Origin of the sequence: Geodermatophilus ruber (genome assembly GCF_900114385.1) — a bacterium.
Classification (GTDB): Bacteria; Actinomycetota; Actinomycetes; order Mycobacteriales; family Geodermatophilaceae; genus Geodermatophilus; species Geodermatophilus ruber.
Genome location: NZ_FOSW01000018.1, coordinates 72,667 through 97,454, shown reverse-complemented (window position 1 = coordinate 97,454; position 24,788 = coordinate 72,667). Strand labels below are relative to the sequence as shown.

Annotated in this window: 24 protein-coding genes and 1 riboswitch; of the genes, 14 read left to right on the top strand and 10 right to left on the bottom strand. The window is 76.2% G+C overall.

The genetic code is table 11. The annotated features are described in order from the left end of the window. A partial coding sequence (locus BMZ50_RS21760) for an HNH endonuclease signature motif containing protein (RefSeq protein ID WP_143087253.1) occupies positions 1 to 379 on the top strand: 379 nt, incomplete at its 5' end. A gap of 173 nt (positions 380 to 552) precedes the next feature. Continuing rightward, positions 553 to 1,257, top strand: a complete 705-nt coding sequence (locus BMZ50_RS21755) for an NADPH-dependent F420 reductase (RefSeq protein ID WP_245753797.1) — start codon at positions 553 to 555, stop codon at positions 1,255 to 1,257. 42 nt (positions 1,258 to 1,299) lie between these two features. On the opposite strand, the gene BMZ50_RS21750 is transcribed toward BMZ50_RS21755, so the two are convergent. After that, positions 1,300 to 1,788, bottom strand: a complete 489-nt coding sequence (locus tag BMZ50_RS21750; protein ID WP_091329429.1) for a DUF732 domain-containing protein — start codon at positions 1,786 to 1,788, stop codon at positions 1,300 to 1,302. A gap of 241 nt (positions 1,789 to 2,029) precedes the next feature. Between BMZ50_RS21750 and BMZ50_RS21745 the strand changes: the two genes are divergently transcribed. The 9 genes from BMZ50_RS21745 (at position 2,030) to BMZ50_RS21705 (ending at position 13,357) form a co-directional block, all read left to right on the top strand. Beyond that, the gene (locus BMZ50_RS21745) at positions 2,030 to 3,649 is read left to right on the top strand and encodes an acyl-CoA dehydrogenase family protein (protein ID WP_091329451.1); all 1,620 of its coding nucleotides are present in this window, start codon (positions 2,030 to 2,032) and stop codon (positions 3,647 to 3,649) included. Between the two features lie 120 nt (positions 3,650 to 3,769). Then, positions 3,770 to 5,869 (top strand): putative bifunctional diguanylate cyclase/phosphodiesterase, encoded by a 2,100-nt coding sequence (locus BMZ50_RS21740; protein WP_091329427.1) that lies wholly within the window; start codon positions 3,770 to 3,772, stop codon positions 5,867 to 5,869. Between the two features lie 134 nt (positions 5,870 to 6,003). Continuing rightward, a complete protein-coding gene (locus BMZ50_RS21735; protein ID WP_245753796.1) occupies positions 6,004 to 6,693 on the top strand; it encodes an NYN domain-containing protein in 690 nt (229 codons plus the stop codon). Between the two features lie 5 nt (positions 6,694 to 6,698). Next, positions 6,699 to 8,189, top strand: coding sequence for a phospholipase D-like domain-containing protein (locus tag BMZ50_RS21730; protein ID WP_091329425.1), 1,491 nt, complete (start codon positions 6,699 to 6,701; stop codon positions 8,187 to 8,189). Between the two features lie 59 nt (positions 8,190 to 8,248). After that, a complete protein-coding gene (locus BMZ50_RS21725) occupies positions 8,249 to 8,485 on the top strand; it encodes a Prokaryotic metallothionein (RefSeq protein ID WP_091329423.1) in 237 nt (78 codons plus the stop codon). A gap of 122 nt (positions 8,486 to 8,607) precedes the next feature. Then, positions 8,608 to 9,243, top strand: a complete 636-nt coding sequence (locus BMZ50_RS21720; protein WP_091329421.1) for a flagellar brake protein — start codon at positions 8,608 to 8,610, stop codon at positions 9,241 to 9,243. A 108-nt stretch (positions 9,244 to 9,351) separates the two neighbouring features. Continuing rightward, the gene (locus BMZ50_RS21715; protein ID WP_177212933.1) at positions 9,352 to 9,987 is read left to right on the top strand and encodes a flagellar brake protein; all 636 of its coding nucleotides are present in this window, start codon (positions 9,352 to 9,354) and stop codon (positions 9,985 to 9,987) included. Between the two features lie 29 nt (positions 9,988 to 10,016). Further along, the gene (locus tag BMZ50_RS21710; RefSeq protein WP_091329417.1) at positions 10,017 to 11,714 is read left to right on the top strand and encodes a GTPase family protein; all 1,698 of its coding nucleotides are present in this window, start codon (positions 10,017 to 10,019) and stop codon (positions 11,712 to 11,714) included. A 56-nt stretch (positions 11,715 to 11,770) separates the two neighbouring features. Next, the gene (locus BMZ50_RS21705; RefSeq protein ID WP_091329415.1) at positions 11,771 to 13,357 is read left to right on the top strand and encodes a GTPase; all 1,587 of its coding nucleotides are present in this window, start codon (positions 11,771 to 11,773) and stop codon (positions 13,355 to 13,357) included. A 4-nt stretch (positions 13,358 to 13,361) separates the two neighbouring features. Here the strand turns inward: BMZ50_RS21705 and BMZ50_RS21700 are convergent, their stop codons facing one another. Continuing rightward, positions 13,362 to 13,841: an ATP-binding protein gene (locus BMZ50_RS21700; RefSeq protein ID WP_245753795.1), complete on the bottom strand. Its 480-nt coding sequence runs from the start codon at positions 13,839 to 13,841 to the stop codon at positions 13,362 to 13,364. 173 nt (positions 13,842 to 14,014) lie between these two features. Between BMZ50_RS21700 and BMZ50_RS21695 the strand changes: the two genes are divergently transcribed. Continuing rightward, the gene (locus tag BMZ50_RS21695; RefSeq protein WP_091329411.1) at positions 14,015 to 14,707 is read left to right on the top strand and encodes a GAF and ANTAR domain-containing protein; all 693 of its coding nucleotides are present in this window, start codon (positions 14,015 to 14,017) and stop codon (positions 14,705 to 14,707) included. On the opposite strand, the gene BMZ50_RS21690 is transcribed toward BMZ50_RS21695, so the two are convergent. After that, complete coding sequence (locus BMZ50_RS21690) at positions 14,708 to 15,661, bottom strand: nucleoside hydrolase (protein WP_091329409.1); 954 nt, start codon at positions 15,659 to 15,661, stop codon at positions 14,708 to 14,710. A gap of 294 nt (positions 15,662 to 15,955) precedes the next feature. On the opposite strand from BMZ50_RS21690, the gene BMZ50_RS21685 reads away from it, so the two are divergent. Both BMZ50_RS21685 and BMZ50_RS21680 read left to right on the top strand, forming a co-directional pair. Next, complete coding sequence (locus tag BMZ50_RS21685) at positions 15,956 to 16,618, top strand: hypothetical protein (protein ID WP_091329407.1); 663 nt, start codon at positions 15,956 to 15,958, stop codon at positions 16,616 to 16,618. 700 nt (positions 16,619 to 17,318) lie between these two features. Beyond that, complete coding sequence (locus BMZ50_RS21680; protein ID WP_091329405.1) at positions 17,319 to 19,367, top strand: SpoIIE family protein phosphatase; 2,049 nt, start codon at positions 17,319 to 17,321, stop codon at positions 19,365 to 19,367. Positions 19,368 to 19,402: 35 nt separating this feature from the next. Here the strand turns inward: BMZ50_RS21680 and BMZ50_RS21675 are convergent, their stop codons facing one another. From BMZ50_RS21675 to BMZ50_RS21645, 7 genes are all read right to left on the bottom strand, one after another. Beyond that, complete coding sequence (locus BMZ50_RS21675; RefSeq protein ID WP_091329403.1) at positions 19,403 to 19,840, bottom strand: ATP-binding protein; 438 nt, start codon at positions 19,838 to 19,840, stop codon at positions 19,403 to 19,405. A gap of 110 nt (positions 19,841 to 19,950) precedes the next feature. Continuing rightward, the gene (locus BMZ50_RS21670) at positions 19,951 to 20,487 is read right to left on the bottom strand and encodes a DUF1697 domain-containing protein (RefSeq protein WP_091329447.1); all 537 of its coding nucleotides are present in this window, start codon (positions 20,485 to 20,487) and stop codon (positions 19,951 to 19,953) included. Beyond that, the gene (locus BMZ50_RS21665) at positions 20,484 to 21,092 is read right to left on the bottom strand and encodes a thiamine phosphate synthase (RefSeq protein WP_091329402.1); all 609 of its coding nucleotides are present in this window, start codon (positions 21,090 to 21,092) and stop codon (positions 20,484 to 20,486) included. Before BMZ50_RS21665 ends, BMZ50_RS21670 begins: the two co-directional genes overlap by 4 nt. Beyond that, on the bottom strand, positions 21,089 to 21,988 hold the full coding sequence (locus BMZ50_RS21660) for a thiazole synthase (RefSeq protein WP_281245456.1): 900 nt from the start codon (positions 21,986 to 21,988) through the stop codon (positions 21,089 to 21,091). The genes BMZ50_RS21665 and BMZ50_RS21660 overlap by 4 nt, the downstream gene beginning before the upstream one ends. A 2-nt stretch (positions 21,989 to 21,990) precedes the next feature. Continuing rightward, complete coding sequence (gene thiS, locus BMZ50_RS21655) at positions 21,991 to 22,191, bottom strand: sulfur carrier protein ThiS (protein WP_091329400.1); 201 nt, start codon at positions 22,189 to 22,191, stop codon at positions 21,991 to 21,993. Between the two features lie 2 nt (positions 22,192 to 22,193). Further along, positions 22,194 to 23,333, bottom strand: a complete 1,140-nt coding sequence (gene thiO / locus BMZ50_RS21650) for a glycine oxidase ThiO (protein ID WP_091329399.1) — start codon at positions 23,331 to 23,333, stop codon at positions 22,194 to 22,196. Beyond that, positions 23,330 to 24,676, bottom strand: coding sequence for a purine-cytosine permease family protein (locus BMZ50_RS21645; protein ID WP_091329396.1), 1,347 nt, complete (start codon positions 24,674 to 24,676; stop codon positions 23,330 to 23,332). Before BMZ50_RS21645 ends, thiO begins: the two co-directional genes overlap by 4 nt. Next, positions 24,672 to 24,781, bottom strand: a riboswitch (TPP riboswitch). It overlaps the preceding gene by 5 nt. Between the last annotated feature and the right edge of the window lie 7 nt (positions 24,782 to 24,788).

Below are 24,788 nucleotides of genomic sequence, written 5' to 3'. Positions count from 1 at the left end.
CGCCGCCCGGGCCCGCTGGATCGCCTGCGACGCGGGCATCACCCGCATCGTCCTCGGCCCCGACGGGGTCCCCCTCGATCTCGGCCGGGAACACCGGCTGGTCAGCTCGCACCTGCGCAGAGCGGTCGAGGCCCGCGACCGCGGCTGCGTGTTCACCGGCTGCTCCGCGCCGACCCACTGGTGCGACGTCCACCATCTCCTGGAATGGATCAACGGCGGGGCGACCAGCCTGGAGAACTCCGCGCTGCTGCGCGAGCGGCACCACACCAAGGTCCACCACGGCTTCCGCCTCGCCCGACAACCCGACGGCCGCTGGCGCACCTGGCGCCCCGACGGCACCGAGATCCGCACCGGCCCCGACCTGCTCCACGCCGCCTGACCGCCCGAACCGCCCGAACCCCCGAGACCGCCGACCCCGCCGGACGACCCCGCCGGCGGGGACTCAGGCACGCCCGAACCGGGCCGGGGGAGCGGTGCGGCGGTCACGGGGTCCGGTCAGCTCGACCCGCGACTCGGTCGGTCCCCGATGGTGAGGAGGGAACAGTGCTCCCGGTGACCGGGTTGGCAGCGGCCATGGGCACTCTTGGACTGATCGGCAGCGGGCACATCGGCAGCACGCTGGCGCGGCTCGCCGTGGATGCCGACCTGGACGTGGTTCTCAGCAATTCCCGGGGGCCCGAGACCCTGGCCGACCTGGTGGCCGAGCTCGGGCCGCGCGCGCGAGCCGCGACCCCGGCCGAGGCGGCAGCGGCCGGGGACTGGGTCGTCGCGACCGTGCCGCTGAAGAGCTACGCCGAGATCCCGGCAGCCCCGCTGGCCGGCAAGATCGTCCTGGACACGATCAACTACTACCCCGAGCGCGATGGCCACGTCGCCGAGCTCGACGCGGGCGGGACCACCACCAGCGAGCTCCTCCAGCGACACCTGCCCGACTCCCGGGTCGTCAAGGCGTTCAACAACATCTTCTTCAGGCACCTCGCGGCACTCGGACGGCCCGCCGGTGCGGCCGACCGATCGACCCTCCCGATCGCCGGCGACGACGAAGAGGCCATGGCCGCCGTCGCGCAGCTGCTCGACCGGCTCGGGTACGACGCGCTCGACGCCGGGCCCCTGGCCGACAGCTGGCGATTCGAGCGCGACATGCCGGCCTACGTCGTGCCCTACGCGCGCAACCCGCAGAACCTGCCCGACGACCCGGGCAAGAGCGCGGACGCCGAAACGATCCGCGCGGCGCTGACCGCCGCCACGCGCGGCTGAGGAGGGGTGGCGGGGCCAGCCAGCCGGCGCACGCCCGCACCGTCAGTCGCCCATCGCCGCGGTGGTCGTGAGCACCAGCATGTGGTGCTCCGGACAGTAGGTGGTGACGGCCAGGTCGACGAAGCCCCACGCGGCGTCGACCGGCAGGCCGCGCTCCTCCAGGTCACCGGCCGCCTGCCACACCGCATCGGAGTTCCCGCCGGCCTTGATGGTGCTGCAGACCTGCTGGGCCAGACTCGCAGGGGCGGCGTCGCCCAGCGCCCTGTCCCACCCCCGGTCGCGCGCCGCCTGGCTGATGAACTCCGCGCGCAGCTGCTCGGGGTCCATCGGCTCGGTCACCGTGACCGTCTCCGGGGACGCGGCCGGGGACGGGGAGGAGGCCGAATCGGTCCCCGGGCTGGGGCTCCCGTCGAAGAGGGGGCCGAGCAGCAGCACGATCCCCGAGGCGGCCAGGACCAGGAGAAGCCCCACCACGGCACGCCGCCGCCATCCGCCGGTCGTGGGCCGCTGGTGCGCGCCCCGCCTGGACATGTCGGCCTCCCGAGCTCATCGCTGGGGCTGCACGGTCTGCGCCGGGTCGAGCCTAGGCCCGCCGGCGCCGGGATCGAGCAGCTCCCCGCGGCGCGCGACGCGCTCGACGGCGCCAGCGGGGCGGGCGATGCTCGGTTTCGTCCCCTCCCACGAGGGCTTCGAGCGGGCGCTGCAGCGCCCGTCCTGGTGCACGTTCCACGTGGAACCCGCCGGGGGCGCCGGGGAGTCGTACGGTGCCGCCATGAGCGTCACGCACGAGGTCACCAACCAGGCCCCGCCCCTGGCCGGGCACGACCCCATCGCGGGCGATGCCGCGCTGGCCGAGGCCTGCGTGCGGCACGCCGACGCGGCGACCCTCGACTCGCTCAAGGCGCTCGGCGCGCTGGCCGGCAGCGAGCAGGCGCAGGAGTGGGGCCGGCTGGCCAACGAGAACCCGCCGCGGCTGCGCACCCACGACCGCTACGGCCACCGGGTCGACGAGGTGGAGTTCCACCCCGTCTGGCACGACCTGATGCGCACCGCGTTCGAGCACGGCCTCGCCGGCGCGCCCTGGACCTCCCCGGAACCGCACGCCCACGTCCGGCGCGCGGTCGGCTACCTCGGCTGGACGCAGGCCGAGATGGGCCACGCCTGCCCGGTCACCATGACCTACGCCGTCGTCCCCGCCCTGCGCCGGGCCCCCGAGCTCGCCGCCCGCTACGAGCCGGGGCTCACCGCGACCGCCTACGAGTTCGGCCTCGCCGCACCGGCCGGCAAACGCGGCCTGGTCGCCGGCATGGGTATGACCGAGAAGCAGGGCGGCTCCGACGTCCGCGCCAACGCCAGCCGCGCCGTGCCGCAGGCCGACGGCAGCTACGCGCTCACCGGCCACAAGTGGTTCACCAGCGCCCCGATGAGCGACCTGTTCCTCGTGCTCGCCCAGCTCGACGAGGGCGTCTCCTGCTTCCTCGTGCCCCGGGTGCTACCCGACGGCACCCGCAACGTGTTCCGGCTCCAGCGGCTCAAGGACAAGCTGGGCGACCGCTCCAACGCCTCCAGCGAGGTCGAGTTCGACCGGACGACGGGCTGGCTGGTGGGCGAGCCCGGCCGCGGCGTCCCCACGATCATCGAGATGGTCAACATGACCCGCCTGGACTGCGTGCTGGGTTCGGCGGCCACCGTGCGCGCGGCGCTCACCCAGGCCATTCACCACACCCGGCACCGGCGGGCCTTCGGCGCGCTGCTGGCCGACCAGCCGCTCATGCAGAACGTGCTGGCCGACCTCGCCGTCGAGAGCGAGGCGGCTACCGCCCTGGCGATCCGGCTGGCCGCGGCCGTGGACGCGGGCGAGCAGGACTTTCTCCGGCTGGCCGGCGCAGCCGCCAAGTTCTGGGTCTGCAAGCGCACCCCCACCGTCGTGGCCGAGGCGCTGGAGGTGCTCGGGGGCAACGGGTACGTCGAGGAGTCCGGGCTGCCGCGGCTCTACCGGCAGGCGCCGCTGAACTCCGTCTGGGAGGGCTCGGGCAACGTCATCGCCCTCGACGTGCTGCGCGCCCTGGGCCGCTCGTCCGCCTCGCTGGCCGCGGTCCGGGCCGAGCTCGACCTCGCCGGCGGGGCCGATCCCCGGTTCGACGCAGCCGTGAACCGGCTCACCACCGAGCTGGCCGATCCCGAGGCGCTGCCCCTGCGCGCCCGCCGGATCGCCGGCCTGCTGGCGCTGTGCCTGCAGGGCTCGCTGTTGCTGCGCTTCGCGCCCCCGACCGTGGCCGACGCCTTCTGCGCCACCCGGCTGGGCGGCGACGGAGGCGCCGTCCTGGGCACGCTGCCGGCCGGGACGGCGGTGACCGGGATCGTCGAGCGATCCTCGGTCTCGGCAGCCTGAGTTACACCTGTGCCGTTACCCTCGGTGGAGCGTCACCCGCCGGGACGCCGTCGAGGGGACGGCCCGCCGGCGTGGCCCCCGAGCGGGCCGACGCATGCCGCAGGGGGAGAGAGCTGGCAGGTGCACCCACACGTCCAGGCTGGGCACGTCGGCCCACCTGACCCGCTGTCCGCGGTGCCCGACGCCGTCTACCGGATCGACCACCGCTGGCGGTTCACCTACGTGAACGCCGCCGCCGGCAAGCTCCTCGGCTGCCGCGCGGAGGACCTTCTCGGCCGCTACTTCTACGACTGCTTCCCCGAGGCCGTCGGTACGGCCATCGAGGAGCAGTACCGGGCGGTGCTCGCCGACGGCGGCGCCCGCGAGTTCGAGGTCTTCTACCCACCCCACGACCGCTGGTACGAGATCCGCGCCTTCGCCGACGCCGACGGCCTCACCGCCTTCTTCCGCGACGTCGACGAGCAGCACCGCAGCGAGCAGCGGACGGCGGCCGAGCTCCGCCAGCTCAACGCCGTCCTCGACGCCTTGCCGTCGCCGACGGTGCTGGTCGGTGGGGACGGGCGGATCCTCTCGGTGAACCGCAGCTGGGTGCGCGCCGGTGAGGCCTACGGCCGCGAGGGCCACCACCTGGCCAGGGTGGGGGAGGACTACCTGGCCGCGATGGGGCGCGAGCTGTCGGCCGCCGACCACGCGGCGATCACCGAGGGCCTGCGCCGGCTCTCCGAGGAGCCCGCGTCGCCACCCCGGACTTTCGCCCACGACTACTCGCACCCCTTCGGCGAGGACGTCGCCTGGTTCCGGCTCCAGGCCGCCCGGCTCGAGGACACCGACCAGGTGGTCATCACCTACACCGACATCACCGAGCGGGTGCGCGACCAGGGGGCGCTGGCCTGGCAGGCCAGCCACGACGACCTCACCGGGCTGCCGAACCGGGCCCGCCTGCTCCAGCTGATCGGCGAGGTGCTGCGCGAGCCGCGGCCCCGCGCCGCGCTGCTCTTCCTCGACCTCGACGGCTTCAAGACCGTCAACGACTCCCTCGGACACGAGGTGGGCGACGAGCTGCTGCGTCAGGTCGGCGACCGGATGGTCGAGCAGGTCCGCCCCGGCGACGTCGTCGGTCGCCTGGGCGGGGACCAGTTCCTCATCCTGGCGCGCGACTGCGATCCCTCCGAGGCGGCGACGCTGGCGTTCCGGCTACAGGCCTCGTTCACCCGGCCCTTCTACGCCGCGGGCGCCCCCGTCCCGCTGTCGGCCAGCGTCGGCATCGCGCCCGCCCAGCCCGGCAGCACCCAGGCCCATCAGCTGCTCAGCGACGCCGACGCCGCGGCGTACGCGGCCAAGGGGTCCGGCCGGGACCGCATCCACCTGTTCACCCCCGGCCTGCGGGAGGCGGCGCGGTGGCGGCTGGAGGTGGCCAACCGGCTGCGGGACGGCTCGCTGGACCAGTTCGTCGTCCACTACCAGCCCGTGGTGCGCCTCGACACCGGCGAGCTCTACGGCGTGGAGGCGCTGCTGCGCTGGAACCACCCCGAGCGGGGGCTCCTCTCGCCCGACGCCTTCCTCTCCGTCGCCGAGGAGACCGGCCAGCTGATCCCGATCACCCGCTGGCTGCTTGGGGAGACCACCCGGCAGGCGGCGGAGTGGGCCGCCCAGGGCCTGCCGCTGCTGATGTCGGTGAACATCAGCGCCCGGCACTTCTCGGCCGAGACCCTGGTGCGGGACGTGCGGATGGCGCTGCACGACTCCGGTCTGGCCCCGGAGAGCCTGCTGCTGGAGCTGACCGAGACCAGCGTCGCGGAGGACCCCACCCGCGCCGAGGACCAGCTCGCCGTGCTGCGCAGCTTCGGGGTCCGGGTCGCGATCGACGACTTCGGCACCGGCTGGTCCTCCCTCGCCCAGCTCCTCGCCCTGCCCATCGGCACGCTGAAGATCGACCGCTCGCTGCTGACCGCGGCCGCCAGCCTCACCACCGAGGCCAGCGGCGCGGTGCTGGCCTCGATCGTCGCGCTGACCCGCACCCTCGGCATCCGCTCGGTCGCCGAGGGCGTGGAGACCGCCGAGCACCTGCAGCTGGTCCGGGAGGCCGGCTGCGACCTCGCGCAGGGCTATCTGGTTGCCCGACCGATGCCGGCGGTCGAGGTCCCCCGCTGGGCCTCCCGGGTGCGGGCGGCCGGGGGTGACTCGTGCGCGCTGGCGCTGCAGGCCCGCGCCGCCCGATGAGCAGGGACGACACCGTGAACCGGGGCTCCCGGCTCCGCCGGCGGGTGCACCGGCGGGCGTCGGCACCGGCCGGTCCGCCGCGCCCGCCCGGTCCGGCGTCCGCGGCCCGGCAGCCGAACCGGCAGACTGCCCCTGTGACCGATCTGGACGAGGCGCCCGACGCGGCGCTGGAGGACGAGTCCCTGGAAGGCCGGGCGCGCCCGGCCCTGGACCTGCTCATCTGGGACGCGCCCAACATCGACATGACCCTGTCGACGGTGATCGGAGCCCGGCCCACGGCGGCGTCCCGGCCGCGGTTCGACGCGATCGCGTCCTGGTTCGTCGACGGCGCCGGGAACCCCGGGGCGCCGGACGCGCCGGAGGTGGAGGCCTGCGTCTTCGCCAACATCCCGCCGGTGGTCGGCACGCTGCAACGCTGGGTGGAGGCCCTGCGCAGCTTCGGCTTCGCCGTGTTCGCCCGGCCGAAGACCCAGCCCGACGACGACATCGACCAGGACATGCTCGACCACATCGCCGTCCGGCAGCACAGCCACCGGCTGCGCCGGCTGGTCGTGTTCTCCGGGGACGGCCGCAACTTCGCCGAGCCGCTGGAGGAGCTGGTCCGGCAGGGCACGCAGGTCACCGTCGTCGCCTTCAGCGAGGTCGCCGGCTACGCGATCGGGTCGGACCTGCTGGAGTTCATCGACATCGAGGACGTGCCCGGCGCCTTCGCCGTCCCGCTGGACAGGGTCCGGCTCGACGCGCTGCCGCCCGACGGCGCCTGGCTGCGGCCCACCCGCAGCCTGCGCGAGTTCGTCAGCTCCTACGCGCGCCGCAACGGTTGACGGGGGTGTCCGACGAGGGGCCCGGACCGGTCGGCACCGAGGACCTCCTGGTCCCCGGCGAGACCTGCTGGCGGATCGAGCGCGCCGACCGGCACGCCGTCTTCGTCGACGCCGCGGACTACTTCGCCACCCTGAAGCAGGCAGTCCTGCGGGCGGAGCGCCGGGTGCTGTTCATCGGCTGGGACTTCGACCCGCGCATCCGGCTGGACCCGCGGGCGGGCGGACGTCGCCGTCCCGACACGCTGGGCCGGGTGCTGGAGGCAGCGGTGAAGGCGAACCCGCGGCTGGAGATCGGCGTGCTGCAGTGGGACTACGGAATGGTCCTGGCCCTCGGCCGCGGGCTGGTCCCGATCGTGCTGCTCGACCGGCGCACCCCCGACCGGCTCACGATGACCGTGGACGCGCACCACCCCGTCGGCGGTGCCCACCACGAGAAGATCGTGGTCATCGACGACTGCCTGGCCTTCGTCGGCGGCATCGACGTGACCGCCGACCGCTGGGACACCTCCGAGCACCTCGACCGGCACCCGCACCGGCGCCGGCCCTCCTCCCGCCGTCCCACCGGCCCGTGGCACGACGTCACCAGCCTGGTGTCCGGCCCGGCCGCCCGGGCGCTGGGCGACCTCGCCCGGGCGCGGTGGGAGAGCGGCACCGGCCGGCGGCTGGAGCCGGTCACCGACGTCGAGACCTGCTGGCCGGCCGAGGTGGAGCCGCTGTTCGCCGACGTGGACGTCGCGATCTCCCGCACCCGGCCCGAACACGGCGGGACCAGCCTGGTGCACGAGGTGGAGCTGCTCTGGCTGGCCGCGATCGCCGCCGCCCGGCGCACCGTCTACATCGAGAGCCAGTACTTCGCCAACCGCCGGATCGCCGAGGCGATCGCCGAGCGGCTGAAGGAGCCCGACGGGCCGGAGTTCGTCGTCGTCAACCCCGAGAGCGCCGACGGCTGGCTCGAGGAGGAGGCGATGGGCACCGCCCGCGCCCGGCTGCTCGCCCTCGTCCGGGAAGCGGACGCGCACGACCGGTTCCGGCTGTACGTGCCGGTGACCGCGGGCCGGCGGCCGGTGTACGTGCACGCCAAGGTGCTGGTAGTCGACGACCGGCTGCTGCGGGTCGGGTCGGCCAACCTCAACAACCGTTCGATGGGGCTGGACACCGAGTGCGACCTCTCGATCGAGGCGCGGCCCGGCGACCCCCGCCGCGAGGAGCTCGCCGCGACGATCACCGGGCTGCGCGACCGGCTGCTCGGTGAGCACCTCGGCGTGCAGCCGAAGGCGGTGGCCGCCGCGCTGATCGCCGAGCGCGGCTCGCTGGTGCGCGCGGTGGAGAGCCTCCGCCGGCCGCAGGGCCGCTCGCTGGAGCCGTTCACGCCGCCGGACCTCGGTCCGCTGGGCCGGCTGCTCGCCGACACCGAGCTGCTGGACGCCGAGCGGACGCCGAACCGCTGGCAGCGGATCCGGCGCAGCTTCCGCCCGCGGGTGCGCCGCACCCGCTGAGCGCCGGTGTCCGGCGGCTCCGCCCGGGGAAGGAACCCGTCCTCGGAGAAGGAGGAGCCATGGCGGTCTGCGAGGTCTGCGGCAACGACTACGAGCTGAGCTTCGAGGTGATCGCCGCCGGCGCGCGGCACACCTTCGACAGCTTCGAGTGCGCGATCCACAAGATGGCACCGGTCTGCGAGCACTGCGGCTGCAAGGTCATCGGGCACGGCGTCGTCGTCGAGGGCCACTTCTACTGCTGCGCGCACTGCGCCCGGGAGGTGCACGGGGACACCCCCGTGCGGGATTCGGCCTGACCGCCGCCCCTTCCCCCGCAGGGGTGGAACCAGGCCGGCAGCTGGGCGCGGTCTGCAACCGGCCGTTACCGTTCCGGTGACGGAGCAAAGGTGCGTCGCGGAACCGGAGCGGGGGAGGACGGATGGGCACCCCGGGCGTGGACCACCCTCGGCCGGACACCGAGGTGGAGGTCACCTCCCTGGGCCGCGACGTGTCCGTCGGCGCCCGGGTGGAGGTGGCCGGACCCACCGTGCTCGTCATCCGCCCGTCGGCCGGTGAGTTCGTGGACGCGCAGGTCGTCCGGGTCGGCGAGCGGATCTCGCTGTTCTGGCAGGGCCCCGAGGGCGGGCGCGGCCTCCCCGCCGACGTCACCACGGTGGAGCGCGGCGTCGCCCCGCGCTGGCACCTCCAGGTCGCCGGACCGGCCGAGGAGGTCCAGCGGCGGACGGCGGTCCGGGCCCGGGTCGCGCTGCCGGTCTCGCTCCGGCGGAACGGCGGCGAGGCCACCGGCACGACGGTCGACCTCAGCGAGGCCGGCACCCGCGCCGTCCTGGAGGGCTGGGGGTCCGCGCCCGAGGCCGGCAGCCCCCTGGAGCTGACGCTGCAGCTGGAGGACGGTCCGCTCGTGACCCGGGCCGAGGTGGCGCGCCAGCAGGCGCGGGGCGTCCGGTGGCTGATGTCCATCCGGTTCGTCGGCCTGGCCGAGAAGGAGCAGGACCGGCTGCGCCGGCGGGTCTTCCAGGCGCTGCGCGAGGAGCGCGCCCGCACCATCGAGTGAGTCGCCGGCGCCGATCGCGGGACCGGCTCAATCCTCGCGGCTTCCCTGCCGATGGACCTCCCAGCGTCGATCACCGGGACGCCGTGGGATCGCAGGGGAGAAGAGCACATGGAGCTGCGCGGCTCGGACCGGCCCGAGGAAGGCGCCCTGGTCGAGATCGTCCCGCTGATGCGAGGGGTCTCGATCACCAGCGAGATCGAGGTGTCGGACGAGACGCGCATGGTCGTCCGGCCGGCGTTCCAGGAGTACGCCGAGAAGCTCCAGGTCAAGCCCACGGACCGCGTCGATGTCCTCTGGGCCGGCCCGGAGGGCGGGCGGTCGCTCCCTGCGCAGATCGGGGAGATCCTCGACGGTCCCGAGCCCCGCTGGGCCCTGCGGATCGTCGGCCCGGCCGAGCGCAGCCAGCGACGCCAGGTCGTGCGTGCCCACGTCGAGATCCCGGTCCGGGCGAGCAACGGGGTCGAGGTCATCAGCGGGCAGACCGTCGACCTGAGCGAGGCCGGCGCCCGGGTCTGGTTCGACGGCTGGGGTCTCCCCCCGGAGCCGGGTATCCGGCTGGACGTGACCCTCGAGCTGGAGGACGCCTCGCTCACCGCGAGCGGTGAGGTGGTGCGGATGCAGCGCAGGGGTGCTCGCTGGCAGGTCTCGGTGAGGTTCCTGGATGTGCCCGAGAAGGAGCAGGACCGGCTGCGCCGGCGCGTCTTCCAGGCGCTGCGGGTGGAGCGGGTCCGCGAGGCCGACTAGGAAACCCGCCCGCGGGATAGTTCCCGGGCGTGACGCTGCCAGCCCGCCTGCCCGACGCCCTGGTGGCGCTCCGAGACACCGTCGCGACGGCTCCGCTCGGCCTGGACACCGCGAGCCGCGACGCTGCCGAGCGGGCCGCCCGCGGTGTGGTGGAGCAGATCGACGACTACCTGCTGCCGCGACTGGGCGACCTCGACGCCCCGCTGCTCACCGTCGTCGGTGGATCCACCGGCGCGGGCAAGTCCACCCTCGTCAACAGCCTGATCGGCGCCCCCGTCACCACCCCGGGCGTGCTCCGCCCGACGACGCGGGCGCCGGTGCTCGTGTGCGCCCGCACCGACCTAGCCGCCTTCAGCGGGGACCGGGTGCTGCCCGGCCTCCCCCGGGTCACCGGCTCGGCCGGGGGACCGGGCACGCTGCAGCTGGTGGCCCGGGACGACGTCCTGCCCGGCCTGGCTCTCCTCGACGCGCCGGACGTCGACTCCGTGGTGGAGGCCAACCGGGAGCTCGCCACGCAGCTGCTGTCCGCCGCCGACCTGTGGGTCTTCGTGACCACCGCGGCCCGCTACGCCGACGCCGTCCCCTGGGACCTCCTGCGGACGGCGCAGAAGCGGGGCACGGCGCTGGCCGTCGTCCTCGACCGGGTCCCGCCGGAGGCGGTCGGCGAGGTGGCCGAGGACCTCGCCGGCATGCTCGCGCGGGCCGGGCTCGCCGGGGCCCGGCTCTTCGTGATCGAGGAGCGTCCGCTGGTCGACGGCCGGCTGCCCGAGGACCAGGTCGCCCCTCTGCGGCGGTGGCTGCGCGGCCTGGCCGCCGACCAGGAGCAGCGGACCGCCGTGGTGCGCCAGACCCTCACCGGCGCCTTGGCCAGCCTGGAGGAGCGGGTGGCCGGGATCGCCTCGGCCGTGGAGGAGCAGGCCGACACGGCGGACGCGCTGCACGCCGCGGCGGCTGCGGCCTACACCGCCGCCTCCGCGGGCGTCGGCGAGGGCGTCCGCAGCGGCAGCCTGCTGCGCGGGGAGGTGCTGGCCCGCTGGCAGGAGTTCGTCGGAACGGGGGAGTGGATGCGGTCGCTGCAGAGCTCGATCGGCCGGCTGCGCGACCGGGCGACCGCCGCGCTCACCGGCCGGCCGACGCCGGCCGCGGACCTGCAGCAGGCCGTGGAGACCGGCGTGGAGACCCTGCTGCGGGCCGAGGCCGACCGGGCCGCCGAGCGCACCGGCACCGCCTGGCGGGCCCTCCCCGGCGGCGCCGCCCTGCTGGCCACCGCGGACGAGGACCTCGAGCGGGTCTCGCCCGACTTCCCCGAGGCGGCCGCAGCGCAGGTCCGCGACTGGCAGGGGTACGTGCTCGACCTCGTCCGCGGCGAGGGCGCCGGCAGGCGCAGCCGGGCCCGCGTCCTCTCCTGGGGCGTCAACGGGGCCGGCGCCGCGGTGATGGTCGCCGTCTTCGCGCAGACCGGTGGGCTGACCGGCGGGGAGGTCGTCGTCGCCGGCGGGACGACGGCGCTCGGGCAGCGGCTGCTCGAGGCGGTCCTCGGCGACTCCGCCGTCCGTGCGCTGGCTGCGCGTGCCCGGGAGGACCTCCAGGAACGCGCCGACCGGTTGCTCCGCTACGAGCAGGGCCGGTTCGACGAGCTGGTGGACGCCGCGGGTCCGGCGCCGGAGGCCGCGACGACGCTGCGGGCGGCCGCGGCTGCCCTGACCGTCGCGCAGGTCCGCGCATGAGCGCCGCCCCCCGAGCCCGGGAGACGCAGCCCGACGGGCGCCGGCGAGCAGGACGGATGAGAGGGGCGTCGTCGCTGCCCGACCGGCTGGGAGCGCTGCGCGAGGCCGTGCAGCTCGCGGAGGGCCGCCTGGAGGCGCCCGAGATCGGTGCGGCCCGGGCGCTGCTGGCCAAGGCCGGCGCCCGGGAGGCGCTCGGCGACGCGACCGTCGTCGCGCTCGCCGGTGCCACCGGCAGCGGCAAGTCGACGCTGTTCAACGCGCTCTCGGGCGGTGAGGTGAGCGCACCGGGGGTCCGCCGACCCACGACCGGCGTCGCGCACGCCACCGTGTGGGGCGCCGACGACGCGACCGACCGGCTGCTCGACTGGCTGGAGGTGCCGCGCCGGCACCGGCACGGGCCCGAGCCGGCGCTGGACGGGCTGGTGCTGCTGGACCTGCCCGACCACGACAGCGTCGAGCCGGCGCACCGGCTGGAGGTGGACCGGCTCGTGGCGCTCGTCGACGTGCTGGTGTGGGTCCTCGACCCCGAGAAGTACGCCGACGCCGCCCTCCACGAGCGCTACCTCGTGCCGCTGGCACGCCACGCCGGGGTGCTGCTCGTCGTCCTCAACCAGGTGGACCGGCTCGATCCCGCCGCCGCGCGGGCCTGCCTGGCCGACCTGCGGGCACTGCTCGACCGGGAGGGGCTGGCCGCCACGCCGCTGCTGGCCGTCTCCGCGCGCACCGGCGCCGGCCTCGGCGAGCTGCGCGCCGACCTGGCCCGCCGCGTGTCGGCCCGGCGGGCGGCGACCGACCGGCTGACCGCCGATGTCCGGGACGTGGCCATCGCCCTGGCCTCGCACTGTGCCGCCGACCAGGCCGGCGCCGGCGGCCCCGGTGTCGACCGGCGCGACCGCGAGCAGCTGACCGCCGCCCTCGCCGAGGCGGCCGGGGTGCCCACCGTCGCCGGCGCCGTCGAGCGGGCGGAGCGCCGCAGCGGGACGGCGGCGACCGGCTGGCCACTGATCCGCTGGACGCGCGCCCTGCGCCCCGACCCCCTCGACCGGCTGCACCTCGGGAACGAGGGCGCCCGCACCTCGCTGCCCCCGCCCGGAGCGGTGGCCCGGGCGGGTGTGACCCGGGCGGTGCGCACGGCGCGGGAGGTCGCGGGCGAGGGGCTGCCCCGGTCGTGGCGGGACGAGCTGCGGCGCACCGTCGAGGTGGCCGAGGACCGGCTTGCCGACCGGCTCGACCGCGCGGTCGCGGGCACCGACCTGGGGACGCCGCGCACCCCCCTCTGGCAGCGCGGCGTGGGTGGCCTGCAGTGGCTGCTCGCCCTGGTCGCGCTCGTCGGCGCCCTCTGGCTGCTGGCGCTCGTCGTCCTGGGCCTGTTCCAGCTCGACGACCTGGTTCCGCTGCCCCGCGTGGAGGGCCTGCCGCTGCCCACGCTGCTGCTGGTCGGCGGGCTGTTGGCGGGGGCGCTGCTCGCCCTCGTGGCGCGGCCGCTGGTGCGTGCCCGGGCGCGCCGGCGCGCCCGGCGGGCGGCACACCGGCTGACGGCGGCCGTGGAAGGCGTCGCGCAGGAGGAACTGCTGGCGCCGATGGCCGAGGTCCGGGCGGAGCACGGCGCGTTCTGCGCGGCGGTGGGACGGGCGGGGCGCTGAGCGGTCAGTCCCGCTGCTGGGGGATCTCCGGGGCGCGCGGTTCGGGCACTCGGTCGGCCGGGCTCTCCAGCGGGGTGAGGCCGTTGGGCAGCCGGGCCCACACGTGCTTGCGCCCCGGTCGCTCCTCCCAGCCGTAGTCAGCGGAGAGCTGGGCCACCAGGTGCAGCCCCATGCCGCCCAGCGCGGGGTCGCGGTCGACGGCGGGGACCGGCGGGCGATCGGGGGCCTCGTCACTGAGGTCGAGCAGCCAGCCGTCCGGTCCGGCGATGATCATCGCCCGAACCGATCCGCCGCCGTGCCGCAGCGCGTTCGAGGCGAGCTCCTCGAAGACCAGGAGCAGGCCGTCCCGGGCGTCCTCGGTGGAGGAGGAGCTGACCGACGGGTGGCCGATCCGGGCGCGCAGGTCGGCGCGGACGCGGGAGACCTCGTGCATCGTCTCGAGCTGCCAGTGCCAGACGTCGCCGAGGAAGGCAGGCACGGACACCAGCGGCCACGGCTCCTGGCCCATCGCCACCCCTTCCGCCGGTGCTTGGCAGGTGAGACGGCCGTCGTCGGGCCGCGCGTTCATCCTGACCGAAAGCCTCCGTTCCCGCACCGGCGGGTCCCGGGACCGGTGCCGTGATACCGGCGGGCCCCGGTGGAGGGGAGGATGGCCGGATGCAGGAGCTGCTGCGAGACCTGAGCCGGGTGGCGCTGGCCGACCGCCCGCTCGACGAGGTGCTCGGCGAGATCACGGCCATCGCCGCCCGGGGCATCCCGGGGGCGGAGGCCACGTCGATCACGCTGATCCGCAACGAGAAGGGCTACACCGCCGGCCACCACGGCGAGATGGCCCTGGCCGCCGACGAGCTGCAGTACCAGGAGGGCTACGGCCCCTGTCTCGACGCCGGCCGTGCAGGCATCGTCCTGCGCGTCGACGACATGCGCACCGAGCAGCGCTGGCCCACCTACGTGTCCCGCGTGCTGGCGGTCGGCATCCGAAGCTCGATGTCGGTGCCGCTGCCCTACCAGGGGACGTCGATCGGCGCGCTCAACAACTACTCCACGCAGCCGGGGGCCTTCGCCTCCGACGAGTCGCTGGCGGCCGGCCAGGAGGTGGCCGAGGCCGTGGCCGTGGCGGTGGCCAACGCCGACGCGCACGACCGGCTCGTCGACCAGGCCAGGAACATGCGACTGGCGATGGAGTCGCGGGCGGTCATCGAGCAGGCCAAGGGCGTGCTGATGGCGCAGCGCCGGGTCGACGCCGAGCAGGCCTTCGAGATCCTGCGGGAGGCCTCCCAGCGCTACAACCGCAAGCTCCGGGACATCGCCGTCGGCGTCGTCGCCTCGACCCGGTCGGGCGGCCGGTAGCTACCGGGCCGCGCGGGCGAGCGCCTCCAGCCGGCCGACCAGGAACTCCACCGCGGCCGCGCTGTCCACCGTCTCGGCCACCTCCACGGCGGTGGGGGAACCGGACACGCCGCGCCGGTCCACCAGCGTCTGCCCCCGGCCGGCACCCAGCGTGGTGTCGACGACGACGTCGCGCCGCACGGTGCCCAGCGTGCCCGGGACGATCGCCTCGGTCAGGGCGAGCGCGTCGTGGACGACGACCCCGGTGGTCCCGTAGGCCGTCCGCGCGTGGTCCAGGTACTGCTGCAGGATCGCCGCGGCCGTCGCGCCGACGTGGCCGGCCGCCGCGAACCGGGCGATGCCCTCGGCGTCGAGCACGGTCGGCAGGGTGACGTCCAGACCGACCATCACGGTGGGCAGCCCCGCGCTCAGCACGCGCTGCGCGGCCTCCGGGTCGGCCCACACGTTGAACTCCGCGGCCGCGGTGACGTTGCCGCCGCGCCCGGCCGAGCCGCCCATGAGCACCAGCCGGCCGATCCGGTCGGCGGCCTCGGGGTAGATGGCCAGCAGCAGCGCGATGTTGGTCCAGGGCCCGATCGCGGCCACCGTCACCGGCGTCGGCGAGGACATCAGCAGCTCGGCCAGCGCGACCACCGCCGGGCGCGGAACGAGGGCTGCCGGGGACGGCGGCAGCTGCACGCCGCCCAGCCCGCTCGCGCCGTGCACGTGGCCGGCCCGCTCCGGCTGCGCATGGACCAGCGAGTCGCGGGCGCCGGCGGCCACCGGGACGTCGGAGCGCCCGGCCAGGTGCAGCACCCGCAGCGCGTTGTCCGTCGTCTGCGCGAGCGGCACGTTGCCGTGGACGGTGGTGACCAGCCGCAGGTCGACCTCCGGGCTGGCCAGGGCCAGCAGGACCGCCAGCGCGTCGTCGATGCCGGGGTCGGTGTCGATCACCAGGGGGATGCGGTCGGCCACGCCGCCATCCTGGCAGGGCCCGGGGAGGGCCCCGACACGCCGGGCGCGGCGCGGACCGTCCCGGGTGACCGACCCGCTGACCAGCCGGTTCCACGCTCGGAGCGGCACGGCTTGTCGACAAGGCAGCGGGCCCGGGAGGGGGTGACCGACCGGTCCGGAGAGCCTCCGCAACGGTTCGGTCACGCGCCCTCCAGAACGTGTCCCGACCGGCCGGTCCCACGCCCCGCGCTCCCTACCGTTCTCCTTGTCCGCGGCACCTTCCCCGGCCGCGGCGACTACCTGCAGGAGGACGTCATGGCGATCGATCCGGCCACCGCGCCGCGCTCGACCGCCGTGGCGGACGGCCTGACCCTCAACACCCTGCTCGACGTGCTCGACCGCGCTGACGAGCTGCCTATGCGGCGGCGGCCCCGCCCGGCCCGCGCCGTGGTGATCCGGCCCGTCCCCGGGCGGCAGGCGCCCCGCCCCCGGACGGCGGTCCGGCCGGTCCCGGTGCCCGCCCCCCGGCCGCGGCCGGCCGCCCCCGCTCCGCAGCCCCCGCCCGCCGCGGCGCCGGCGCCGCGCACCCTGCGCACCCGGCTGCGGGCGCTCGCCCGCCGCCTGGCGCTGTGGGGTGCCGGACCCGACGGCGCGTACCTCGCCTGGGGCCGTCCGACGGCGCCGCCGTCCCACCGCGACGGCCCCGTGCTGCTCACCGCGCTGCCCAGCACCCCCACGATCCAGCCCGCGGCGCCTTCCCCCGCTGCGGCGCTTCTTCCGGCCCGGGCTGCCCGGCCGGTCGCCCCGCACCGCGTCCCGGTGGTTCCTCCGCTCGCCCGCTCCGTGCCGGCCCCGCGGACCCCCTGTGCACCGGACGTCGTGACGGGCCGGCCGTCGGCACCGCCCCCGGCCTCCACCGCGGCCCGCTCCCGCGGCGATCCGCGCCCCCCACCCGCGCGGGGATCGCCGTCCGGCTGATCCCGCAGCGCACACCCGGCACCCCGCCGCCGTCCTCCGCTCCGCCCGAGCCCGCCGGACCCCGGCCACCGTCCTCCTCCGGTGGTCGCGACCGTGGCCTCGGCACTGGTCCTCCGCTCTCCTGGCCGACCTCGCACCGCCCGGCCGTCCCCTCGACGGGAGTCCTCCCGCCGCCCGATCCGCTCCGCACCACCGGTACTCGCCTCGACCCCCGCCGACTGCGCCCGACGCAGCGCGCGGACCCTCCAGGGAGGCGCGAACCGCTGCGCGGCACCGATCGGTCGGCACCGAGCACCCGTCCCCGGGACGGCAGGCCCTGCCGGCACCCGCGCCCCCGGGTCCGACCGGCACCGCCTGACCGGGCAGCGCCGAGGGAACGAGCCGCTGGTCCCGCCCCGACCGGCGACCGGGAGATGCCGCGAGGAGACCGGGCCGAGCCGCACGGACCGGCCGCTCCCGGCGCAGCGATGCCGGACCCGCGGCACGCACGTGCCGGCGGACGTCGTCCGCACCCCGCCGCACGGGCGGGCGCCCCTCCTCCGGCCGAGGGGCGCCCGCCCTGGCCCGTTTCCGGCGGCCGGTTCGGATACGGTTGTCCGGAACCGGCCCCCCGCGAGAGCCAGGGGGAGCCGCCCGTCGAGGCCGCGGCCCTGCCTCCGAGCCCAGCCGCCCACGGCCCCGGAATGCGAGTGCCCACGACGTGAGAGCCGACGAGGCGCCCCCGCACGCCGACGGCGCCGGGCCCGCGGCTCCCGGGGCACGGCTCGACCAGGCGATCGACGCCGCCGGCATCGGCAGCTTCGACTGCGATCTCGTGACCGGCCGGCTGAGCTGGGACGACCGCCTGCTGGAGATCTTCGGGTACGACCGGGCCGACTTCGACGGGACCTTCGCCGCCTTCACCGCCCGCGTCCACCCCGACGACCTGGTCCGGGCCGTGCAGACGCTGCAGTGCGCCGTCGACGAAGCACGCGAGTACGACGCGGAGTTCCGGATCGTGCTGCCCTCCGGCGAGACCCGCTGGGTGCAGGCCCGCGGCCGGGTGCTGGCCGACGAGGCGGGCGTCCCGGTGCGCCTGCTCGGCGCGGGCTTCGACACCACCGACCACCGGCACGAGGACGCCCGCGTCGCCCGGGTGCTGGAGACGATGAGGTCGGCGTTCTGCCTGTTCGACCGGAAGTGGCGGTTCGCCTACGTCAACGGGGAGGCCGAGCGGCTGCTCGGGCGCTCCCGCGAGGAGCTGCTGGGGGGCTCGCTCTGGGAGCTGTACCCCGCGACGGTGGGCAGCGACTTCGAGGAGCACTACCGGGGGGCCGCGGCCACCGGCCGCGAGCGGGTCTTCGAGGCCTACTACCCCGCGCCGCTGGACGCCTGGTACGAGATCCGGGCCTGGCCGGGACCCGACGGCCTGTCGGTGTACTTCCTCGACGTCACCGAGCGGCGGAACGCGGAGGAGCGGGCTCGGGAGAGCGCCGCCCGGCTCGCCCTCATCGCCGAGGTGAGCGCCCTGACCGCGGAGTCGTTGGAGTCCGCCGCCGGTGAGGAGGGTGCCCTGCGACGGCTGGCCGCGGCGGTCGTCCCCGTGCTGGGCGACTGGACGATCGTGAGCCTCCTGGGCGAGGACGGCCGGATCCGCGACGTCGGCAGCTGGCACCGCGACCCCGCCGCCCGGGCGGCGACGTCCCGCTACGCGGAGCTGCGCCTGTCGGCGATCCAGCCGGACGCGCCGGTCCTGGGCGCGCTGGCGTCGGGCCGGACGATGACCGTGGAGGACGTGCCCGGGGCGGTCGGCCGCACCCTGACCGGTGAGGCCGCCGAGACCTTCTGGTTGCTGGCCCCCCGCTCGGCGGTCACCCTGCCGATGGTGGCCCGGGGCCGGACGCTGGGCGCGCTGAGCGTCTACCGGTCCGCCGACCGCCCGCTGGCCGGCCCCGACGACGTGGCCGCGGCGCAGGAGGTGGCCTCCCGGGTCGCCCTGGCCCTGGACAACGCCCGCCTCTACGAGCAGCAGCGCCGGCTGGCCGAGGGCCTGCAGCGCAGCCTGCTCACCGCGCCGCCGGCGCCGGACTCCGCCGAGATCGTCGTCCGCTACCGGCCGGCCCTGGAGGTCGCCGAGGTGGGCGGGGACTGGTACGACGCGTTCCTCCAGCCCGGTGGTGCCCCCATGCTGGTCATCGGTGACGTCGTCGGGCACGACACCGAGGCGGCCGCCGCCATGGGGCAGCTGCGGGGATTGTTGCGGGGCATCGCCTACCGGCACGGGGCCGGGCCGGCGCAGGTGCTCACCGAGCTGGAGGTCGCCGTCGAGGGGCTGGGCATGCGCACCATGGCGACGGCCGCGATCGCCCGGGTGGAGCAGAGTCCCGCGCAGCGCGCCGCGGGCCTGACCAGCCTGCGGTGGTCGAACGCCGGGCACCCGCCCCCGCTGCTGCTGCACGCCGACGGCCGGGTCGAGGAGCTGACCGGCGGCCGGCCGGAGCTGATGCTCGGCGTCGACCCGGCGGCGGCCCGCACCGAGAACGTGGTGACCTTCCGCCGGGGCGCGACCGTGCTGCTCTACACCGACGGGCTGGTGGAGGGCCGGGACCTCCCCCTCGACGAGGGCATCGCCCGGCTGCGGGTGGCGCTGGGCGAGCTGGCCGGGGAGCCGCTGGACCGGCTGTGCGACGCGGTGATCACCCGGCTGCGACCGCAGGGCCTGCAGGACGACATCGCCCTGGTGGCGATCCGGCTGCACCCGCAGGACTGATCAGCGGCGGGTCGGCAGGTAGCGGGGCCGCAGGGTCAGCGCGGCAGCAGGGCCCAGACGTACTTGGTGCCCGCGCGCACGTACCAGCCGTGCTCGGTGGCCAGCTCCGCGATGAGGTAGAGCCCGAGGCCGCCCTCGCTCGGGTCGCGGTCGACCGCCGGGGTCGGAGGGGTCGTCACGGCGCGGTCGGACACCTCGACGAGGTAGGCGGCGCCGGCTTCCCGGACCGTGGCCCGGACCCCGCCACCGCCGTGCCGCAGCGCATTGGAGGCCATCTCGTCCAGCGCCAGGATCAGCCGGTCGCGCAGATCCGCCGGGTCGGCACCGGCCGGGCCCGCCCCGCTGAGGTGCCGGCGCAACTCCGCCCGCATGCCCGGCAGCTCGGCGATGTCACCGAGCTCCCACAGCAGACCCCCGCCCGCCGGAGGTGGGGTAGCGAACGGCCAGACCCGCCCGGCCCTCTCCCGTATCACGCCGTTGGTCACCTCACGCGCTTGCCACGGCCCACGGATCCCTGCTGCAGGCCAGCCGAACACTTGCGTATTCACGCCGGGAGCGCCCCCCAAACACGCTGAGACGGGAGTCACAGCGAGCCGGCCAGCTGCGCCAGTTTCCGGACGGTGTTCCAGTTCCGGGCCGTCCCCGGCACACCCAGCAGGCGGTCCCAGTTCCACGCCGCCAGCGGGGTGCTCGCGACCCCGTCCGGAGCCCACAGGAACAGCTCCCGGCCGGCCACACGGAACTCGCCGCGGTCGGCCGGTGGGAGCGCGGCCACCCGCTCCGGCGCCGGCGGGCTCGGCAGGAACGTGACCAGATAGCGGGCCGGGTCGGTGGCCACCGCGCGGAGCGGGTCGGCGGCGACGACGTCCGCGATCTGCGCGCCGGTCCGGACGACGGTCGGGACGTCGAACCCGAACCGCTCCCGCACCGCGGCCTCGACCTCGGCGACCAGCTCGGCCTCGCCCAGTGGGCTGTCCAGCACGACGTTGCCGCTGCGCAGGTGGGTGCGGACGCCGGTGGCGTCGCGGGCGGCGAGGGCCTCCCGCAGCTCGGCCATCCCGACCTGCCGGGCCTTGCCGAGGTTGATGCCGCGCAGCAGGACGACGTAGCGGGTGGTCATCCGCGGCACGGTAGCCGGGGTGCCGGGTCCGGGGCGGCGGCCGCCAGGGCCACGAGGTAGTCGCGCACGGCCTGCGGGGACCGCATGACCGCACCCATGACGGCGACGCCGCGCGCCCCGGCCGCCAGGAGGGCCGGCACGTCGCCGGGCACCACCCCGCCCAGGGCGTAGGCCGGGGGGCCGGCTGCCTGCAGGAGGGCGAACCCCTCGACACCCAGAGCGGGCCCGTAGCCGGGCTTGGACGCCGTGGGGAACACCGGCGACAGGAACGCGTAGTCGCAGCCCTCCGCCCGCGCGCGGGCCAGCTCGCCGGCCGAGTGGCAGGACCGGCCGACCAGCCTCGGGCGGGGGTCGGGGAAGGGGTCCGCGGCGGCCAGGTGGACGGCGTCGGCACCCCCCGGCCCCGCCTGGACGAGGACCCCGCCCACCGGGTCGAGCACCGCCCGGAGCTCCGCGGCCAGGGCGGCCCGCTCGTCGGCGGGGAGGTCCTTCTCCCGCAGCACGACCGCCCGCGCCCCGGCGTCGACCGCGGCGGCCACGACGTCGCGCAGCGGCCGGTCGCACCGGGTGCGGTCGGTGAGCACGAGCAGCCGCGGCAGGTTCACAGCTCGGGCAGGCCCTCCATGGGGGTGGAGGCCTCGGCGTGCCAGCGGCGGGGGATGCGGCCGGCGCGGCGGGCCAGCCGGCCGGCCTCGACCGCCTGGCGCATCGCCAGCGCCATCGTCTCCGGTTCGCGGGCCCGGGTCACCGCCGAGGCCAGCAGCACCGCGTCGCAGCCGAGCTCCATGGCCAGCGCGGCGTCCGAGGCGGTGCCGATGCCGGCGTCGAGCACGACCGGCACGTCCACCCCCGCCCGCAACAGCGCGATGTTGTGCGGATTGCGGATGCCCAGGCCGCTGCCGATCGGCGAGCCCAGCGGCATGACCGCGGCGCACCCGGCGTCGGCCAGCCGGCGGCCGAGGATCGGGTCGTCGGTCGTGTAGGCGAGCACGGTGAAGCCCTCGGCGACCAGCTGCTCGGCGGCGTCGAGCAGCTCGACGGCGTCGGGCAGCAGGGTGTGCTCGTCGCCGATCACCTCCAGCTTGACCCATGAGGTGCCGAACGCCTCCCGGGCCAGGCGGGCGGTGAGCACCGCCTCGCGGGCGGTGCGGCAGCCGGCGGTGTTGGGCAGCAGCCGCACCCCGCAGCGGTCCAGCACCTCGAGCATCGACGCGCTGGAGGACGCCTCCACGCGGCGCAGCGCCACGGTCACCAGCTGGGTGCCCGAGGCGCGCACGGCCGCCTCGAGGGCCTCCAGGCTGGGCACGCCGCCGGTACCGAGCAGCAGCCGCGAGGTGAACGTCTCGCCGCCGAGCGCGAACGGGTCGGCGGCGTCGTGCAGGCCCCCTTGCAGGGGCCCGCTGCCAGCGTCGATCGGCCCTCCTGCAGGGTCCCGCTGCGAGCTTGCGAGTGGCGGGGGGCAGGAGGGTCCTTCACGGGGGGCACGGGGGTCCTTCAGCACGGTCATCCTCCTGCGGTCGGGGCGAGCACCTCGAGGCTGTCGCCGGCGGTGAGCCGGGTCGTCGTCCAGGTGCTGCGCGGCACGACGTCCCCGTTGCGGGCCACGGCGACCCGGCCGTGCCCGTCACTGCGCTCGGCGACCAGGTCGGCCACGGTCGCGTCCTCGGCGAGCTGGGTGGGCTCGCCGTTGATGGTCACCTGCATGCTCATCTCCTGGGCGGGGCGGGGGCGAACCGGTCGGCGGTGAACGGGGCGGCGAGCTCGGGGAGCGTCCCGGTGGCCAGCAGGTCCGCGACGACCTCGGCGGTCACCGGCGTCAGGAGCACGCCGTTGCGGTGGTGCCCGGTGGCCAGCACCAGGCCGGGCAGCGAGCTGGCCCCGAGCAGGGGGGCGTTGTCGGGGGTGCCCGGCCGCCAGCGGGCCAACGTCTCGGCCAGCTCCAGCTCGCTCACGCCCGGGACGACGTCGATCGCATCGTGCAGCAGGTCGTGCACCCCGCCGGCGGTGACGGTGGGGTCGAACCCGCGGTCCTCCACCGTGGCGCCGACGACCAGCCGGTCCCCCGCGTAGGGCACCAGGTAGACGTGCCGGCCGCGGACCAGGGCCCGCACCGTGCCCTCCAGCAGCCCGCCCGCGCCGGCCAGCCGCAGGATCTGCCCCTTCACCGGGCGGACCGGCAGCGGCGGGACCCCGGGCAGGCCGGCGCTGTGCGCGCCCAGCGCCAGGACGACGGCGCCGGCCTCGAGCGCGCGGCCGCCGGCCAGCTCCAGGCCGGCGGCCCGGCCGCCGTCCACGCGCACCGCGGCGACCCGGTCCCGGACCAGCCGGACGCCGGCGTCGCGCGCGGCGGCCAGCAGGGCGGCGTGGAGGGCGCGCCCGTCGACCGAGTGGTCGCCGGTGACGAGCAGCCCGCCCCGCACGCGGGGCGTCAGCGACGGCTCGCGACGGCGGGTGGCGCGCGGGGTCAGCCGCTCGGCGTCCAGCCCCAGTTCCTGCTGGAACGCGTGCAGCGCGTCGAGCTCGCGCATGTCGTCGTCGTCGAAGCCGACGACCAGCGTGCCGGCGGTGCGCAGCCCCACGGGCAGCCCCCCGGCCCGCTCCACCTCCTCGGCGAAGGCGGGCCAGCGCTGCACCGACGCCAGGCCCAGCCGGAGCAGGGCCTCCTCGCGGTACCCGGCCTCGGTGACCGGGGCCAGCATCCCGGCGGCGGCCCGGGAGGCGCCGTCCCCCGGTGCGTCGTCGACGACGGCGACCGACAGGCCGCGCTGCGCCGAGCGCCACGCCACCGAAAGCCCGATGAGGCCGCCGCCGGCGATCACGACGTCGGGTGCGGCGCCGGCGGTCACCGGATGCCGGCCCGCCGCCGGGCCCGCAGCGCCGCGGGCAGGGAGACCAGCGCGGTGAGCACCGCGGCGACCGCGAGGCTGACGAGCGAGGCCGACCAGCCGTTGGCCGGGTCGATGCCGAGGTCGGTCTGCCGCTCGGTCCACCACGCCGTCCAGCCCGCACCCGGCCCGGCGAAGTACGTCGGCAGGGTCAGCTGGTAGGCGATGAAGCCCGCCGCCCACGGGAGCAGCAGGGACAGCCGCGCGGGCGCGGTGTCGGAGACGTCCCACGCGCCGCGGGGGAGCAGGTAGTACGCGACGACGAAGACCCCGACCAGCGGCACGAACACCGCGCCGATGAGGAAGAGGAACGGCTCGTAGGCGGTGAGATCGAAGGCGAGCGCCAGCAACGTGGCCACGGCGCCGACGAGCACGGCCAGCACCCGGCGGTCGAGCCGGGCGACGACGTTCTGCGCCGACACCGCCGTCGAGTAGATGTTGGCGAAGGCCTCGTCGACCTCCACCGCCAGCAGCACCAGGACCGCGACCAGCCCGAGCGGGACGGCCAGCAGCGCGTCGACGACATCCAGACCCGCCCGGCCGTAGGCGGCCAGCGCCAGCACGCCCAGGGTGAACAGGGCGATGGCGGCGAGGGCGTAGCCGCCGGCGGCGCCGGCGAAGGCGGTCCGCCCGCGCCGGACGTGCCGGGTGTAGTCGGCGGCGAGGGGGAACCACGAGACCGGCAGCGCGATGACGATGTCGGCCGCCGTCCAGAACGATGCCGTCCCGCCCTCGGTGACCGCCGGCAGCGGCTCGGACAGGACCTCGACGAACAGGTAGACGATGGCGGCGAGCGCCGCCCACACGGCGTAGCGGGCCAGGAGCCGCACCACGCCCAGCGGGCGCAGCGCCATGAGGGTGGCCAGCGCGCCCCCGGCGAGGACGAACGGCCAGCGGGGGGCGTCCAGGGCCCGGGAGGCGGCCTCGGCGATGATCAGGATCTCGAAGGCGGCCCAGCCCACGCACTGCACGAGGTTGAACGCGGTGGGCAGGTAGGAGACCCGGCGACCCAGCAGGCCGCGCAGCAGCACCATCGCCGGCACGCCCTCCCGGGCGCCGGCCGCGGCGCCCAGGCCGAGCAGGATCGAGCCGATGACGGCGCCCACGACGATCGCGCCGAGCGTGGCGACCAGCGGCCGGTCGGCGACGATGACGTAGGCCGCGGCCACCGGCAGCAGCAGGCTGATGCCGAGGTTCGCCCACAGCCCCAGGGTGTCGCGCAGGCCCAGCGTGCGGGGCGGGGGTTCGGTGAGGGTGATCGGAGCGTCCCCGGCGGGGACGGACGTGCGGACGGTCTCGGACATGCTCGAGGTCGCTCCCTACGCCGGCATTACCCGGTCAGGTTCCAGCGGTCGGCAGCAGGCAGCTGCCCTCTCAGCCCGGTCCTCCGAGCTCCCGCACATGGCTTCCGCCATG

Coding starts and splice junctions, on each gene's coding strand:
- BMZ50_RS21750 (WP_091329429.1), bottom strand. CDS start 1,788: ATGTCCAGGCGGGGCGCGCACCAGCGGCCCACGACCGGCGGATGGCGG.
- BMZ50_RS21745 (WP_091329451.1), top strand. CDS start 2,030: ATGAGCGTCACGCACGAGGTCACCAACCAGGCCCCGCCCCTGGCCGGG.
- BMZ50_RS21645 (WP_091329396.1), bottom strand. CDS start 24,676: ATGTCCGAGACCGTCCGCACGTCCGTCCCCGCCGGGGACGCTCCGATC.
- BMZ50_RS21670 (WP_091329447.1), bottom strand. CDS start 20,487: ATGACCACCCGCTACGTCGTCCTGCTGCGCGGCATCAACCTCGGCAAG.
- BMZ50_RS21720 (WP_091329421.1), top strand. CDS start 8,608: ATGGGCACCCCGGGCGTGGACCACCCTCGGCCGGACACCGAGGTGGAG.
- BMZ50_RS21695 (WP_091329411.1), top strand. CDS start 14,015: ATGCAGGAGCTGCTGCGAGACCTGAGCCGGGTGGCGCTGGCCGACCGC.
- BMZ50_RS21685 (WP_091329407.1), top strand. CDS start 15,956: ATGGCGATCGATCCGGCCACCGCGCCGCGCTCGACCGCCGTGGCGGAC.
- thiS (WP_091329400.1), bottom strand. CDS start 22,191: ATGCAGGTGACCATCAACGGCGAGCCCACCCAGCTCGCCGAGGACGCG.
- BMZ50_RS21705 (WP_091329415.1), top strand. CDS start 11,771: ATGAGAGGGGCGTCGTCGCTGCCCGACCGGCTGGGAGCGCTGCGCGAG.
- BMZ50_RS21725 (WP_091329423.1), top strand. CDS start 8,249: ATGGCGGTCTGCGAGGTCTGCGGCAACGACTACGAGCTGAGCTTCGAG.
- BMZ50_RS21715 (WP_177212933.1), top strand. CDS start 9,352: ATGGAGCTGCGCGGCTCGGACCGGCCCGAGGAAGGCGCCCTGGTCGAG.